General features: G+C 60.5%; 12 protein-coding genes. 9 read left to right on the top strand and 3 right to left on the bottom strand.

Going from position 1 to position 14,469, the window contains the following annotated elements; translation table 11 throughout:
- The first annotated feature begins 171 nt into the window (after nt 1–171).
- The 7 genes from icmF (at nt 172) to ACYVIA_RS11100 (ending at nt 9,271) form a co-directional block, all read left to right on the top strand.
- A complete protein-coding gene (icmF, locus tag ACYVIA_RS11130; protein ID WP_460840758.1) occupies nt 172–3,450 on the top strand; it encodes a fused isobutyryl-CoA mutase/GTPase IcmF in 3,279 nt (1,092 codons plus the stop codon).
- 397 nt (nt 3,451–3,847) lie between these two features.
- The gene (locus ACYVIA_RS11125) at nt 3,848–4,873 is read left to right on the top strand and encodes a glycosyltransferase family 9 protein (protein WP_460840755.1); all 1,026 of its coding nucleotides are present in this window, start codon (nt 3,848–3,850) and stop codon (nt 4,871–4,873) included.
- Nucleotides 4,870–5,973, top strand: coding sequence for a glycosyltransferase (locus ACYVIA_RS11120; protein ID WP_460840753.1), 1,104 nt, complete (start codon nt 4,870–4,872; stop codon nt 5,971–5,973). The genes ACYVIA_RS11125 and ACYVIA_RS11120 overlap by 4 nt, the downstream gene beginning before the upstream one ends.
- Nucleotides 5,957–6,628, top strand: coding sequence for a hypothetical protein (locus tag ACYVIA_RS11115; protein WP_460840752.1), 672 nt, complete (start codon nt 5,957–5,959; stop codon nt 6,626–6,628). Before ACYVIA_RS11120 ends, ACYVIA_RS11115 begins: the two co-directional genes overlap by 17 nt.
- A gap of 80 nt (nt 6,629–6,708) precedes the next feature.
- Nucleotides 6,709–8,076, top strand: a complete 1,368-nt coding sequence (locus ACYVIA_RS11110) for a UDP-glucose dehydrogenase family protein (RefSeq protein ID WP_460840750.1) — start codon at nt 6,709–6,711, stop codon at nt 8,074–8,076.
- Complete coding sequence (locus tag ACYVIA_RS11105) at nt 8,073–8,774, top strand: Dph6-related ATP pyrophosphatase (protein ID WP_460840748.1); 702 nt, start codon at nt 8,073–8,075, stop codon at nt 8,772–8,774. The genes ACYVIA_RS11110 and ACYVIA_RS11105 overlap by 4 nt, the downstream gene beginning before the upstream one ends.
- Nucleotides 8,775–8,938: 164 nt before the next feature.
- Nucleotides 8,939–9,271: a hypothetical protein gene (locus tag ACYVIA_RS11100; protein ID WP_460840747.1), complete on the top strand. Its 333-nt coding sequence runs from the start codon at nt 8,939–8,941 to the stop codon at nt 9,269–9,271.
- Between the two features lie 144 nt (nt 9,272–9,415).
- Here ACYVIA_RS11100 and ACYVIA_RS11095 read toward each other — a convergent pair whose 3' ends face one another.
- Nucleotides 9,416–10,102, bottom strand: coding sequence for a Crp/Fnr family transcriptional regulator (locus ACYVIA_RS11095; RefSeq protein WP_460840745.1), 687 nt, complete (start codon nt 10,100–10,102; stop codon nt 9,416–9,418).
- 143 nt (nt 10,103–10,245) lie between these two features.
- On the opposite strand from ACYVIA_RS11095, the gene rarD reads away from it, so the two are divergent.
- Nucleotides 10,246–11,139 (top strand): EamA family transporter RarD, encoded by an 894-nt coding sequence (rarD, locus tag ACYVIA_RS11090; protein WP_460840743.1) that lies wholly within the window; start codon nt 10,246–10,248, stop codon nt 11,137–11,139.
- 49 nt (nt 11,140–11,188) lie between these two features.
- Here the strand turns inward: rarD and ACYVIA_RS11085 are convergent, their stop codons facing one another.
- On the bottom strand, nt 11,189–11,794 hold the full coding sequence (locus ACYVIA_RS11085) for an OmpW/AlkL family protein (RefSeq protein ID WP_460840741.1): 606 nt from the start codon (nt 11,792–11,794) through the stop codon (nt 11,189–11,191).
- 222 nt (nt 11,795–12,016) lie between these two features.
- On the opposite strand from ACYVIA_RS11085, the gene ettA reads away from it, so the two are divergent.
- Nucleotides 12,017–13,684 (top strand): energy-dependent translational throttle protein EttA, encoded by a 1,668-nt coding sequence (gene ettA, locus ACYVIA_RS11080; protein WP_460840740.1) that lies wholly within the window; start codon nt 12,017–12,019, stop codon nt 13,682–13,684.
- Nucleotides 13,685–13,875: 191 nt separating this feature from the next.
- Here ettA and ACYVIA_RS11075 read toward each other — a convergent pair whose 3' ends face one another.
- Entirely contained in the window at nt 13,876–14,283 is a 408-nt protein-coding gene (locus ACYVIA_RS11075) for a rhodanese-like domain-containing protein (protein ID WP_460840738.1), read from the bottom strand.
- Nucleotides 14,284–14,469: the final 186 nt, after the last annotated feature.

Here is a 14,469-nt window from a genome sequence, read left to right as displayed (position 1 = left end):
TCAATCACTGAGCGGCAAGAGCACCAGTTTCCGGCCGACGCCATGTCGGCCGGAAACATTGTCAGGCAAGCGACGGCAAGCCGATTGACGACGTGCTACATTGACGTTAACGTAAACGTCATTAATGCGTTCCACCGCCTCCCCCCGAGGCGATAACAAAGAGACAATTCCATGACCGACCTCTCCGTTGCCCAGAAGCTGACCGACTACAAACCCGCCAACAAGGTCCGTTTCGTGACCGCCGCCTCGCTGTTCGACGGCCACGATGCCTCGATCAACATCATGCGCCGCATCCTGATGGCCAATGGCGCGGAAGTGATCCACCTCGGGCACAACCGGTCGGTCGACGAGATCGTGACTGCCGCCCTGCAGGAAGATGCGCAGGGCATCGCGATCTCCAGCTACCAGGGCGGCCACGTCGAGTACTTCAAGTACATGATCGACCTGCTCAAGCAGCGCGGCGGCGCGCATATCAAGGTGTTCGGCGGCGGCGGCGGCGTGATCGTGCCGGCCGAGATCGCGGACCTGCACGCGTATGGCGTGGCACGTATTTTCAGCCCGGAAGACGGACAGCGCCTCGGTTTGGCCGGCATGATCCTGTCGATGATCCAGGAATGCGACGTTGACCTGTCGACCTATGCGCCGACGAAAATGGACGCGCTGACCAAGGGCGACATGGTTGAGCGCCAGCGCCCGCTGGCACAACTGATCACGGCGCTGGAAAACGGCAAGGCCGACCCGAAATTCAAGACCGAACTGCACAAGGCCGCCGACACGATCAAGACCCCGGTGCTCGGCATCACCGGCACCGGTGGCGCGGGCAAGTCCTCGCTGACCGACGAACTGATCCGCCGTATCCGCCTCGACCAGGACGACAACCTGAACATCGCGCTGGTGTCGATCGACCCGTCGCGCCGCAAGTCCGGCGGCGCACTGCTCGGCGACCGCATCCGCATGAACGCGATCAATCCGTGGAATGGTCAGTCTCGCGTCTTCATGCGCTCGCTCGCGACACGTGAAGCCGGCTCGGAAATCTCGCAGGCGCTGCCCGACGTGATCGCCGCCTGCAAGGTAGCCGGCTTTGACCTCGTCATCGTCGAGACCTCGGGCATCGGCCAGGGCGACGCCGCCATCGTGCCGCACGTGGATGTGTCGATGTACGTGATGACGCCGGAATTCGGCGCCGCATCGCAACTGGAGAAGATCGACATGCTCGACTTCGCCGATTTCGTTGCGATCAACAAGTTCGACCGCAAGGGCGCGCAGGATGCATTGCGCGACGTCGCCAAGCAATACCAGCGCAACCGCGAACTGTTTTCCAAGAAGCCGGATGAAATGCCGGTGTTCGGCACGCAGGCGTCGCGCTTCAATGACGACGGCGTGACCGCGCTGTACCAGGGATTGCTGCCGAAGCTGACCGAGCATGGCCTGAAAGCAAAACCGGGCAAGCTGGCACCGGTCAACGTGCGCTGCTCCTCCGGCAAGAACGCGATTGTGCCGCCGGCACGTACCCGCTACCTTGCCGAGATCGCCGACACGGTGCGTGGCTATCACAAGAACACCGCCAAGCAAGTGAAGCTCGCGCGCGAGCGCCAGCAATTGCAGGAAGCCAAGCGCATGGCCGCCGCATGCAGCAAGACGGCGGATCTGGACGACCTGATCACCGAGCGTGACAGCGCGATGGATGCAAGCGCGAAGAAGCTGCTCGCGATGTGGCCGGACATGAAGGCCGCGTATGCCGGCGACGATTACGTGGTGAAAATCCGCGACAAGGAAATCCGCACCCGCCTGGTGCAGAAGACCCTGTCCGGCACCACGATCCGCAAGGTGCAGCTGCCGAAGTTCGAAGACCACGGCGAGATCCTGCGCTTCCTGATGGCAGAGAACGTGCCCGGCTCCTTCCCGTTCACTGCCGGCGTGTTTGCGTTCAAGCGTGAGAATGAAGACCCGACCCGCATGTTTGCCGGCGAAGGTGATGCGTTCCGCACCAACCGCCGCTTCAAACTGGTATCCGAAGGCATGGACGCCAAACGCCTGTCGACCGCATTCGACTCCGTCACGTTGTACGGCGCTGACCCGGCACCGCGCCCCGACATCTACGGCAAGATTGGCAACTCCGGCGTGTCGATCGCGACGCTGGACGACATGAAGGTGCTGTACGACGGCTTCGACCTGTGTTCGCCGACCACGTCGGTCTCGATGACGATCAACGGCCCTGCGCCATCGATCCTCGCGATGTTCATGAACACCGCGATCGACCAGCAGATGACCAAGTTCCGCGCCGACAACAAGCGCGAGCCGACCGATGACGAAGCCGCCAAGATCAAGGAATGGGTGCTGGAGAATGTGCGCGGCACCGTGCAGGCCGACATCCTGAAGGAAGACCAAGGCCAGAACACCTGCATCTTCTCGACCGAGTTCTCGCTCAAGGTGATGGGCGACATCCAGGAATACTTCGTGCACAACCGCGTGCGCAACTTCTACTCGGTGTCGATCTCCGGCTATCACATCGCCGAAGCCGGCGCGAACCCGATTTCGCAACTCGCCTTCACGCTGTCGAACGGCTTCACCTTCGTCGAGGCCTACCTCGCGCGTGGCATGCACATCGATGATTTCGCGCCGAACCTGTCGTTCTTCTTCAGTAACGGCATGGACCCGGAATACACAGTGCTCGGCCGCGTTGCCCGCCGCATCTGGGCGGTCGCCATGCGCGACAAGTACGGCGCGAACGAGCGCAGCCAGAAGCTGAAGTACCACATCCAGACTTCCGGCCGCTCGCTGCATGCGCAGGAGATCGACTTCAACGACATCCGCACCACGCTGCAGGCGCTGATCGCGATCTACGACAACTGCAACTCGCTGCATACCAATGCATACGACGAAGCGATCACGACGCCGACCGACGAATCGGTGCGCCGCGCGCTGGCGATCCAGCTGATCATCAACCGCGAATGGGGTCTGGCGAAGAACGAGAACCCGAACCAGGGCTCGTTCATCATCGAGGAGCTGACCGACCTGGTCGAGGAAGCGGTGCTGCAGGAGTTCGAACGCATCGCCGAACGCGGCGGCGTGCTGGGCGCGATGGAAACCGGCTACCAGCGCGGGAAGATCCAGGAAGAGTCGATGTACTACGAACACCTGAAGCACGACGGCACGCTGCCGATCATCGGTGTGAACACCTTCCGCAATCCGAAGGGCGATGCAATCCCGCAGCAGCTGGAGCTGGCGCGCTCCACGGAAGAAGAAAAGCAGTCGCAACTGAAGCGCCTGGCCGACTTCCAGGCGCGCAATGCGAAGGACGCGCCGGCGATGCTGGAGCGCCTGCAGAAAGCCGTCATCGACAACGAGAACGTGTTCGCCGTGCTGATGGATGCTGTGCGCGTCTGCTCGCTGGGCCAGATCAGCAATGCGCTGTTCGAGGTCGGCGGTCAGTATCGTCGCAATATGTAATCACCAGCGGCGCATTTCAGGAATGCCACTCCCGCTTTGGCGCGAGTGGCATTTTTTATATCCGTCCTTGCCCACGCAGCACAGCGTGACGCCTGCGCGCTCATGTTGTCATATTGATCACTGTAAACGCATTTTCACTTCGCACGTTTACAATGCTCGCGCTGCAGTATTGGCATGAAGGCAAACAAGTTGTCTTACTGTCGACGCATCCTGGGTGCTTCTGGATAAAGTTGTCCGGCCTGAGGAACTTTGCAGAAGCCGCTCGGCACTATTACTTGGTGGCTACAATGACGTCTATTGAATAGACACCTGTTGTCATTTGCCTGACGCTCGTGTGCGCTCCGGGATGCAAGATGCATCCTTTTTGTTTTCGCAAGGACCCGATTTGAAGCGTGTATTGATCATTCGACCCTCGGCCATCGGCGATGTGGTGTTCGCATCACCGATTGCGGCTGCGATCAAACGCAGCCACCCCGATGCACATGTTGCATGGCTCATCGAGCCGGGGATCGACGCGCTCATCGCCAACGATCCGTGCATCGATGAGCGCATCCTGCTGCCCAAGGGCGAATGGAAAAAGCTGTGGCGCGGCGGACAAAAGATGGAAGTGCTGCGCCAGGTCGCGGCACTGCGCCGGCAACTGCGCGAGGGCCGTTTCGATACCGTGCTCGACTTGCAGGGGCTGCTCAAGAGCGGCCTGTTCGCGTATCTGTCCAACGCACCACGCCGCATCGGCCTCGGCTCGCGGGAAGGCAGCCAGTGGATGATGACCGAGGTCTTGCCGCGCGGCGGCGACCCGGCACGCATCAGCTCGGAATACCTGCATCTGGCGCAGCACCTTGGACTCGACGTCGGCGACTTCATGCCGGGCCTGCACCTGAATCCGGATGCAGAAGCCAAGGCACTGAAACTGCTCGCCGAGCATGGACTCGCGCCCGGCCGCTATGCCGTGTTCGCCGCTTTCACCACGCGTCCGCAGAAGCACTGGTTTGCCGATGCCTGGCAGCGTCTTGCGCCGATGGTGCAGCAGGCCGGCCTCGTGCCGGTGCTCCTTGGCGGCCCGGCCGACCGCGAAGCCGCAGCCGACATCGCCAAGGGTGCGCCCGGATTGGTCAACCTGGTCGGGCAGACTGGTCTTGGCGAGGCCGCGGCACTGGTGCGCCACGCAGGCGCGCTCGCCGGCGTCGACACCGGCCTCACGCACATGGGGATTGCATTCGGGGTGCCGACAGTCGCCATTTTCGGCTCCACTTGCCCATATACAGTAACCGGTCGCGGCAATGCACGCGTGATCTGGCTCGGCATGGCTTGTTCGCCCTGCAAGCGCAAGCCGACCTGCGGCGGCGCGTGGACCTGCCTGCGCGACATTTCCGCGGAGCGCGTGATGAACGAACTGAACATTGTCATGGGACAGAAGGCATGAAGGTATTGCACGTCGAAGCAGGCAAGCACTACTACGGCGGCGCGCGCCAGGTTGCCTACATCATTGAAGGAATGGCTGCACGTGGTGTCGAAAATCACCTGGCCTGCCCTGTCGGCGCAGAGATTGCCGGCGCCGTCGGCAAGAATGGGAAGGTCCATGAAATCCGCATGGGCGGCGACCTGGATCTCGGCATGCCGCTGCGTCTCGCCAAACTGATCCGTGCCGTGCGCCCGGACGTCGTGCACCTGCATAGCCGGCGCGGCGCCGACCTGTGGGGCGGCGTCGCCGCAAAAATGACCGGCACGCCCTGCGTGCTGTCGCGGCGCGTCGACAATCCGGAAGCACGCTGGCAGGTCGCCCTCAAGTACCGCCTGTTCGACCATGTGATTACCATCTCGGAAGCGATTCGCGAGGTCCTGCTGTCGGAAGGTGTCGCACCGGAGAAAGTCACCTGTGTGCGCAGTTCCGTGGATGCATCGCCGTACTTGCAGCCGGTCGACCGCGATGCCTTCCGCCGCGAATTCAAGCTGCCGCCGTCATCCGTCGTGGTCGGCATGGTGGCACAGCTCATCCAGCGCAAGGGCCATTTCTACCTGATCGAAGCGGTCGACACACTGCGCCGCGACTATCCCGATCTGCGCGTCCTATTGTTCGGCAAGGGACCGCTGCAGGCGGAGCTCGAAGCGGAAATTGCGCGCCGCAAGCTCGATGGCATTATTTCCTTCGCCGGTTTCCGCAATGATCTGCCGAAATGGCTCGGCGGACTCGATATACTTGCTCACCCGGCCGACATGGAGGGCTTAGGCGTGTCATTGCTGCAGGCCTCCGCTGCTGCCGTGCCAATCATTGCCAGTCGTGCCGGCGGCCTGCCGGAAGCGGTGCAGGACGGCGTGAGTGGCTTGCTGATCCCGCGCGGTGATGTGGCCGCGCTGACCGCAGCACTGCGATGCCTGCTGGACGATGCAGGGCTGCGCAAGAAAATGGGTGATGGCGGCCGGGCGCGGATCCTCGCCGAGTTTTCGGTCGAGGCAATGGTGAATGGCAATCTGGCCATTTACGACAAGGTATTACAAGGACGCGCACGTGCTATTTCATTCTGACGCTTTACGGTTTTCTGCCGGCGATATCCGTCTTGCCCTTGCACTTGTGGCATACATTCTTGTGCTGGCGGTGCTTCCCGTCGTTTTGCCGGAAGATCAATTCCGCTGGACTTTTTCCGAAGCCGGGCCGTTCGAGCAGTTTGCCATCATTGCCTGGCTGTTCGCCGCACTGGTCGTTGTGGTGCGCATTCGCCCGCTCGGGCCACGGGCATGGGCTTTCGCCGTGCTGTGTGTGCTGTTTGCTGCGCGCGAGGCCGACTGGCACAAGGCCTTCACCGCCGACAGCCTGCTGAAGTCGAACTACTACCGGCATACCGTCGCACCGCTGTCGGAAAAGATGCTGGCCGGCATGGTGGCGGTGGCGGCAATCGCAGTGATCCTCTATGTCGGTTTCGTCATCGCACGCTTTCTGCTCCGCCAGGGCGGCTGGCGCTCGCGCGCGGGCATCTGGCTGATGTTCGCCACGGCGCTGGTGCTGGCGGGCAAAGTGCTCGACCGGGCTCCGGCGGTATTATTTGAAGAATTTGGCATCGCCCTGTCGCCTCTCGTTGGGCATTATGCGGCAGCCTTTGAGGAGGGCATGGAAGCGATCCACGCCCTGCTGCTGGCGTGGGCGGTCTGGATCAGCCAAACGGAAAAGCGCTTCCTTTCGTGAGATGTATCGCATCGGACGGCAAGCAGGTTGCCAATCCCTCGGGCAACGTTTGCATCAATGAATTGGATTAAGGAGTTAACTTGAAAGTCACCATCATCGGCACGGGTTATGTCGGACTGGTCAGCGGCGCATGTCTGGCGGAGACGGGCAATCATGTGCTGTGCCTCGACCTGGATCCCAAGAAAATCGAGATACTGGAAAACGACGGACTGCCGATACACGAGCCAGGCCTGCTGGAGCTGGTGCGCCGCAACCGGGCGGCCGGCCGCCTGCAGTTCACCACCGACATCGACCGCGCCGTGGCGCACGGTACGATCCAGTTCATTGCTGTGGGCACGCCGCCGGACGAGGACGGCTCTGCGGACCTGCAATACGTGCTGGCCGCGGCCCGCAATATCGGCGAGCGCATGACCGACTACAAGGTGGTCGTCGACAAGAGCACGGTGCCGGTCGGCACGGCGGACAAGGTCAAGGCGGTGATGGCCGAGGCACTGGGCAAGCGCAATCTCGACATTCCATTCAGCGTCGTTTCCAATCCCGAATTCCTGAAGGAAGGCGCGGCGGTGGAAGACTTCATGCGTCCGGACCGTATCATCGTCGGTGGCGACGACGAGCAGGCATTGCACCTGATGCGTGCGCTGTATGCGCCGTTTAACCGGCACCACGACCGTCTCATCGTCATGGATGTGCGCAGTGCGGAACTGACCAAGTACGCGGCCAATGCCATGCTTGCCACCCGCATCAGCTTCATGAATGAACTGGCAAACGTCGCCGACCAGCTCGGTGCGGACATCGAAATGGTGCGCCACGGCATCGGCTCCGACCGCCGCATCGGTTACGACTTCCTGTATGCCGGCTGCGGCTACGGCGGATCCTGCTTCCCGAAGGATGTGAGTGCATTGATCAAGACCGCGAAGGAAGACGGCAACATCACGCTCAATATCCTCTCCGCTGTCGAAGAAGTGAACCGCGCGCAGAAGCACATCCTTGGCAACAAGATCAAGGCGCGCTTCGGCAATGACCTGACCGGCAAGCGTTTCGCGGTGTGGGGACTGGCCTTCAAACCGAATACCGACGACATGCGTGAAGCGCCAAGCCGCACCTTGATTGCGGACCTGTTCGAGGTCGGCGCCACGGTCACGGCTTACGATCCGGTTGCGATGACGGAAGCACGCGCATTGCTTGGCAATGATGCCCGCTTCCAGACCGCTGACGACATGCTGTCGGCCTGCCAGGGAGCGGATGCTCTCGTCATCGTCACTGAGTGGAAAGAATTTCGTAGCCCTGACTTCGACGCTGTCAAAGCCGCATTGAAGAATCCGGTGATTTTCGACGGACGCAATCTGTACGACCCCGCGCTCATGGCGACCATGGGCATTTCCTACGAGGCGATCGGCCGCAACAACGCGCCGTCGGTACAGGCTGGCAAGGATGTCACGGCAGCATGACGCAGACAGTTGAGAGAGCGGCAGCTGCGCTGCAGGCGCTCGTTTCCTGGAGCGGCGGAAAAGATTCCTGCCTCGCACTATGGCGTGCGCGGCAGTCCGGCATGACGGTCCGCCGCCTCATTACCGCGCTGGATGAAACCGGCGAAAGCTCACGCTCGCATGGCGTCCCGCCTGCATTGATCCGTGCGCAGGCCGAGGCGCTGGGCGCGGAGATGCACTTCTACGAAACCTCATGGAAGAACTACGAAGAAAAGTTCGTCGCAACGCTTCGCGCTGCCCATGCGGACGGCATGACGCATGCCGTCTTCGGCGACATCGATCTCGTGCCGCATCGCGAGTGGGAAGAGAAGGTCTGCGCGCAGGCCGATATCATCCCCAGCCTGCCATTGTGGAATGAACCACGGCGCAAGCTGGTCGACGAGTTTCTTGCAGCGGGTTTCAGGGCTGTTGTCGTCTGCGTGAATGCAAATTTCCTCGGCGAAGAATTCTGCGGCCGCGAGTTTGACGCAAGGTTCCTTGCAGATTTGCCTGCGGGCGTCGACGCTTGCGGAGAGAACGGCGAGTTCCATACCTTTGTCTACGACGGTCCTGCATTTATGCATCCCGTAGCCTTCGAGCGCACGCAGAAAGAGCGTTACGAATCGCCGGCGGAATTCGGGGGCACGGTGTATTTCTTCCAACGCCTGCGCGCCGTTTGAGAACTTCGATCCGAAGCAAGAATTGCATTTCGACCAGTATTTCCAGGGGTAAGCCACATATTGAAAGAACTGTAACTTTGTGTGTTTAACAACCCCGTATGCACACCCCAGCGTCTAGACTTTGTTCATGCACTTCCTTGTTCAACTCTTGAAAGGTGTTACGCATGAACAAACTGATCGCCCTCCTCGTTTCCGGCCTCTTCGCAACGTCGGCATTTGCCGCATCGGCAACTGACACCACCACCGACAAGTCCTCCGGTGCCAGCGTCACTGCTGAAGAAAAGGCGATGAACAAGACCGACCGCAAGCTGAAGAAGGAAACTGCAAAGGCCGATGAGAAAGTCACCAAGGCCGACGCAAAAGCCGGTGCCGAAAAAGTAAGGGCCGATGCGAAGGCAAGCAAGAAGAAGGCGGAAGCACAGGCCGACAAGGCTGAAGCCGCCGCCGATGCCAAGGCAGAGAAGGCCGAATCGAAAACTGATTCCGTGACCAAGTAGTCAGGACATCCCTGGGTAGGATAATCAAGAAGGACGGCAGGCGCCTCCCTGCATTCCTGAAAAACTGTCAGCCAATTTGGGCTCCGCTTGCGGAGCCTTTTTTTCGTCCGGCAGGTTTTGATGCTTCGTTAATTTGATGCTGCGCTAAGCGGGATAACGGCGCAAGCCGTCGAGATCGAGCACCGTTACGCCGCCGTACTCTGCCTTCACCAGCCCCGCCTTTTCCAGCACTTTCAGCGAGCCGTTCACGCGCTGCCGCGATGCACCGCACAGGTAGCCGATCTCTTCCTGGGAGATCTTCAGCTTCGGGCTGATGCCCGGATTGAGCTGGGGATTGAACAGCGCCGCCAGGCAGCGCGCAAGGCGCCCCGTTGTATCGAGCATGCGATCGAACTCAACGAGCGAGATGAACATGCCGAGACGCTCGTTCAGCTGCGTCATCACGAAGCGGTTGAATCCGATGCTCGTGTCGAGCAGCCACTGAAAGGTGGCGCGCGGCATCAAGGCCAGGCGCGTGTCGCGCAATGCGATCACGTCATACTGGCGCGGTGTCGTCTTGAGCAACGAACCTTCGCCATACCAGCTGCCTCCAAGTACGCCGGTGAAGGTGATTGCCTTGCCCTCGGGTGACACGCAGCTCATTTTCACCAGGCCGTCGATGACGCCGATCCAGTGGTCGACGGATTCGCCCTTGCGGCAGACATAGCCACCGACGGGCACCGCGCGCTCGACCATGTCGGCCTCGATGCGTGCCATCTGTTCCCGCGTGAGGGACTGTGCCCAGGCGCTGGTGCGGACCATCTCAAGGAGCGAAATACTGTGGGAAGTCATGGCAGCCTATCTTGGAAGAGCAACGGGTACTGCGTGCTGATCATATCTGCTACGCCACGCCCTGCCAAGCGAACCGGCCGGGCGCAGCAACCGCGCGCGAATACTGGGATAATGTGCGCCCCGCCGCTCTACTGATTTTCCCCATGAATGCCGGAATCCTCTACGCTGCAACTGCCTATGCCATCTGGGGCGTCTTCCCGCTCTACTTCAAGGCATTGCAGGAGATCGCACCGATCAAGATCCTGATGCATCGCGTGGTGTGGTCACTCGCTTTCATCGTCGTGGTCCTCGCATGGCGCCGGCAATGGGCGTGGCTGCGCGATGTCGCGCGCAAGCCGAAGGTACTGGCCGGCTTTGCGGTGAGTGCCGTTCTGTTATCAAGCAACTGGTTCATTTACATCTGGGCGGTCAACAACGGTCGTGTCGTGGATGCCAGCCTCGGTTATTTCATCAACCCGCTGTTCAATGTGCTGCTTGGTTCGCTGCTGCTGCGCGAGCGCCTGCGACCGGTGCAATGGGGTGCTGTCGCGCTGGCCGCCTGCGGCGTCGCCTGGCTGACATGGCAAGGAGGGGAACTGCCGTGGATCGCGCTGCTGCTGGCCGCGACCTTTGGTTTGTATGGGTTGCTGCGCAAGACGGCGTCGCTCGGCGCGCTGGAGGGCCTCTCGCTGGAGACGCTGCTGCTGTTTCCGCTGGCAGCAGGCTACCTTTTCCTGCTGGCGCGCTCGGGACACAACGGCTTCCTGTCCGCGTCGACGGGAACGCAATGGCTGCTCGCCGCGTCCGGCCCGATCACGGCGATTCCGCTTCTGCTGTTTGCCTCCGGCGCACGCCGCATCCCGCTTTCGCTGCTCGGTCTGCTTCAGTACATCGGCCCGACGCTGCAGCTGCTGCTGGGCGTCTGGCTCTATCACGAACCCTTCGCCGGGGCACGCGTCGCCGGTTTTGCGCTGATCTGGGGCGCGCTGGCGGTGTACTCGCTGGAGAGCGTCTGGCAAACATGGCGAGCGCGCCAGGATTTGCGCAAGCGCGCATGAAAAAAAGCCGGTCGATGACCGGCTTTTTCGTTGGTGCGCTGACGCTTGATTAGAAGCGGTAGCCGATACCTACACCGATCAGCAGAGGATCGACCTTGACTTCGCTGACCTTGGTTGAGCCAGCCTTGACGTCGGCGCGAATCTGTACCTTCTTCACGTCGAGGTTGATCGACCAGTTCTTGTCGAGCTTGAAATCGACGCCCGCTTGTAACGCATAGCCGAAGCTGTCGTTTTCAAGCCTCAATCCACCATTGAGCTTTTCATCGGAGATGCGGGTGTAGTTAACACCTGCACCGACGTACGGGCTGATCTTGGCTTCCGGCGTGAAGTGGTATTGCAGGCTCAAGGTCGGCGGCAAGTGCTTGAAAGTGCCGATCTTAGTACCTGCTGCATAAACTTTGTGCTTCTGCGGATAGGTCAAGATCAATTCAGCAGCAATATTCGGAGTAATAAAGTACGAAATATCAATTTCCGGAATGGTTTTGTTGCTGATGGTAATTGCGTCTTTCGGTACACCTGCACCCTCGTCCGATGATTTATTCGCCGTATCAATATGTACAGCACGTGCACGAACCAGCAATGGGCCTTGTGCCATTGCTTCGGTTGCAACAAAGCCGAGGGCGGCGAGGGCCAAAAAGACTGCAGATTTTTTCATTTTCTTTCCCTTTTGAAGATTTGCCAGTGTGTAAAACTGCAAATCAGTCTATTGATTTGCATCAATTACATGGTTGATCTGAATCAAAGTAGCCCTACATTCTGTAGGTTTTTGGTTTTCAGTAATTTGTGAAACCCCGGGCTGCGCTGTGCACCCCGCTCTGGCACGCCATCAGGTATCCTTGCACTCTTCCCTTATCTCCGTTTCATCACCGGTATTTCTATGGCTCAATACGTCTACACCATGAACCGCGTGGGCAAGATCGTCCCGCCCAAGCGCCAGATCCTCAAAGACATCTCGCTGTCCTTTTTCCCCGGCGCCAAGATCGGCGTGCTGGGCTTGAACGGCTCCGGCAAGTCGACACTCTTGAAGATCATGGCCGGCATCGACAAGGACATCGAGGGTGAAGCGGTGCCGATGCCGGGCCTGAACATTGGCTACCTGCCGCAGGAGCCGCAGCTTGATCCGGAGATGACCGTGCGCCAGGCAGTTGAATCCGGCCTAGGCGAAGTCGCCGAAGCGCAGACCAAGCTCGATGCGGTGTACGCCGCCTATGCGGAACCGGATGCCGACTTCGACGCGCTCGCAGCCGAACAGGCCCGTCTGGAAGCGATTATTGCGACTTCCGGCGGCGGCAATCTCGACCAGCAACTGGAGATCGCGGCCGATGCGCTGCGCCTGCCGCCGTGGGATGCCAAGATCGGCGTGCTGTCCGGCGGTGAAAAGCGCCGCGTTGCGCTGTGCAAGCTCCTGCTGTCCAAGCCCGACATGCTGCTGCTGGACGAGCCGACCAACCACCTCGATGCCGAATCGGTGGAATGGCTGGAGCAGTTCCTGCAGCGCTTCCCCGGCACTGTCGTTGGCATTACCCACGACCGCTACTTCCTCGACAATGCAGCGGAATGGATTCTCGAACTCGACCGCGGCCACGGCATTCCGTGGAAGGGCAATTACAGCTCCTGGCTGGAACAGAAGGAAGCGCGCCTGAAGCAGGAAGAAGCGACCGAATCTGCGCGCCAGAAAACGATCCAGAAAGAACTGGAGTGGGTACGCCAGAATCCGAAGGGACGCCAGGCCAAGAGCAAGGCGCGCCTTGCCCGTTTCAATGAGCTGTCGGAATACGATTATCAGAAGCGCAACGAGACCCAGGAGATCTTCATCCCTGTGGCCGAGCGCCTCGGCAATGAAGTGATCGAGTTCAAGAACGTCTCCAAGGCTTTCGGCGACCGCCTGCTGATCGACAACTTGTCCTTCAAGATTCCCGCCGGCGCCATCGTCGGCATCATCGGTCCGAACGGCGCAGGTAAATCGACACTGTTCCGGATGATCGCCGGCAAAGAGCAACCGGATTCCGGTGAAGTGGTGATCGGGCCGACCGTCAAGCTGTCGCTGGTCGACCAGTCGCGTGAAGATCTGGAGAACAAGAAGACCGTGTTCGAGGACGTGTCGAACGGCGCCGACATCCTGACGGTCGGCCGCTTCGAGATGCCGTCGCGCGCGTATCTCGGCCGCTTCAACTTCAAGGGTGGCGACCAGCAGAAGATCGTCGGCAACCTGTCCGGCGGCGAGCGCGGCCGCCTGCATCTGGCGAAGACGCTGCTCCAGGGCGGCAACGTGCTGCTGCTGGACGAACCGTCGAACGACCTCGATGTGGAAACGCTGCGCGCACTGGAAGATGCTTTGCTTGAATTTGCGGGCAGCGTGATGGTGATCTCGCACGACCGCTGGTTCCTCGACCGTATCGCGACGCACATCCTTGCGTTCGAAGGTGATTCGCAAGTGGTGTTCTTCGACGGGAACTACCAGGAATACGAAGCGGACAAGAAGAAGCGTCTCGGCGAGGAAGCCGCAAAGCCGAAGCGTATCCGTTACAAGCCGATCACGCGCTAAGCTCTACGCACTAAGCCCTGCCCTGCAGCACACCGCAAACAAAAAGCCCGCATGTCGAAAGGCCATGCGGGCTTTTTATTATTTCGCGTTGATTCCCCGGTACGGAGTTGCGGCACACGCAGTGTCTCCGCCGCCGGCAGCCACGCGAGACTACAACGCCACGCTTACCCGCTTCGGCGGCGCGTTTGCGCTTATCGCCCGACGGGCTGGACGACCGGCAGTCCGGCCTTTTCCCACGCAAGCATGCCGCCAACGACATTGCGGATTTCGCCAAAGCCTGCCTTCTGCAGGATCTCTGCGGCAACCATGGAGCGTCTGCCGGAGCGGCAGATCAGCACGACCGGTTTGTTCTGGTAGCCGTTGAGTTCCTTCAGGCGCGTGTTCAACTGGCCTACGGGAATCAATACGCTGCCCGGCGCATGGCCGGCAGCATATTCCTCCGGTTCGCGCACGTCGATCAGCAGCGCGCCCTGGTTCTTCATCTGCTGCGCCTGCTGCACGCCGACGTGCTGTAGCGCTTCGGCCTGCACCGGTGTAATGCCAATGCTGACAGTCAGCATCAATGCGGCGGTGAGGCAGGGCAAGGAAAGAGTTTTCATGTTCATGGTCCTGTTGCGGGGCGCGCCGCACAATCGGCTCGGTTCGGTGGAAAGTATAAACCGCTCGCGTTGGTGCGCCCAAGCGTGCCGAGACGTGCCTTCTGTCAGGTCACCAAAGACACGGCATACAGGCAACGGCCGCTGCCTTCTCCCTCCTTTGCCTCAGTAACACTGGCGGCTCACTCA

It is taken from the genome of Noviherbaspirillum agri (assembly GCF_054780595.1).
Note: the sequence above shows the minus strand (reverse complement) of the source record. Positions and strands in the feature narration are given on the sequence as shown.

What these genes read in the sequence shown, in the direction of transcription:
- ACYVIA_RS11075 (WP_460840738.1), bottom strand. Translation starts at nt 14,283, where the DNA reads ATGAAAACTCTTTCCTTGCCCTGCCTCACCGCCGCATTGATGCTGACT.
- rarD (WP_460840743.1), top strand. Translation starts at nt 10,246, where the DNA reads ATGAATGCCGGAATCCTCTACGCTGCAACTGCCTATGCCATCTGGGGC.
- ACYVIA_RS11120 (WP_460840753.1), top strand. Translation starts at nt 4,870, where the DNA reads ATGAAGGTATTGCACGTCGAAGCAGGCAAGCACTACTACGGCGGCGCG.
- ACYVIA_RS11100 (WP_460840747.1), top strand. Translation starts at nt 8,939, where the DNA reads ATGAACAAACTGATCGCCCTCCTCGTTTCCGGCCTCTTCGCAACGTCG.
- ettA (WP_460840740.1), top strand. Translation starts at nt 12,017, where the DNA reads ATGGCTCAATACGTCTACACCATGAACCGCGTGGGCAAGATCGTCCCG.
- ACYVIA_RS11085 (WP_460840741.1), bottom strand. Translation starts at nt 11,794, where the DNA reads ATGAAAAAATCTGCAGTCTTTTTGGCCCTCGCCGCCCTCGGCTTTGTT.
- icmF (WP_460840758.1), top strand. Translation starts at nt 172, where the DNA reads ATGACCGACCTCTCCGTTGCCCAGAAGCTGACCGACTACAAACCCGCC.
- ACYVIA_RS11095 (WP_460840745.1), bottom strand. Translation starts at nt 10,102, where the DNA reads ATGACTTCCCACAGTATTTCGCTCCTTGAGATGGTCCGCACCAGCGCC.
- ACYVIA_RS11105 (WP_460840748.1), top strand. Translation starts at nt 8,073, where the DNA reads ATGACGCAGACAGTTGAGAGAGCGGCAGCTGCGCTGCAGGCGCTCGTT.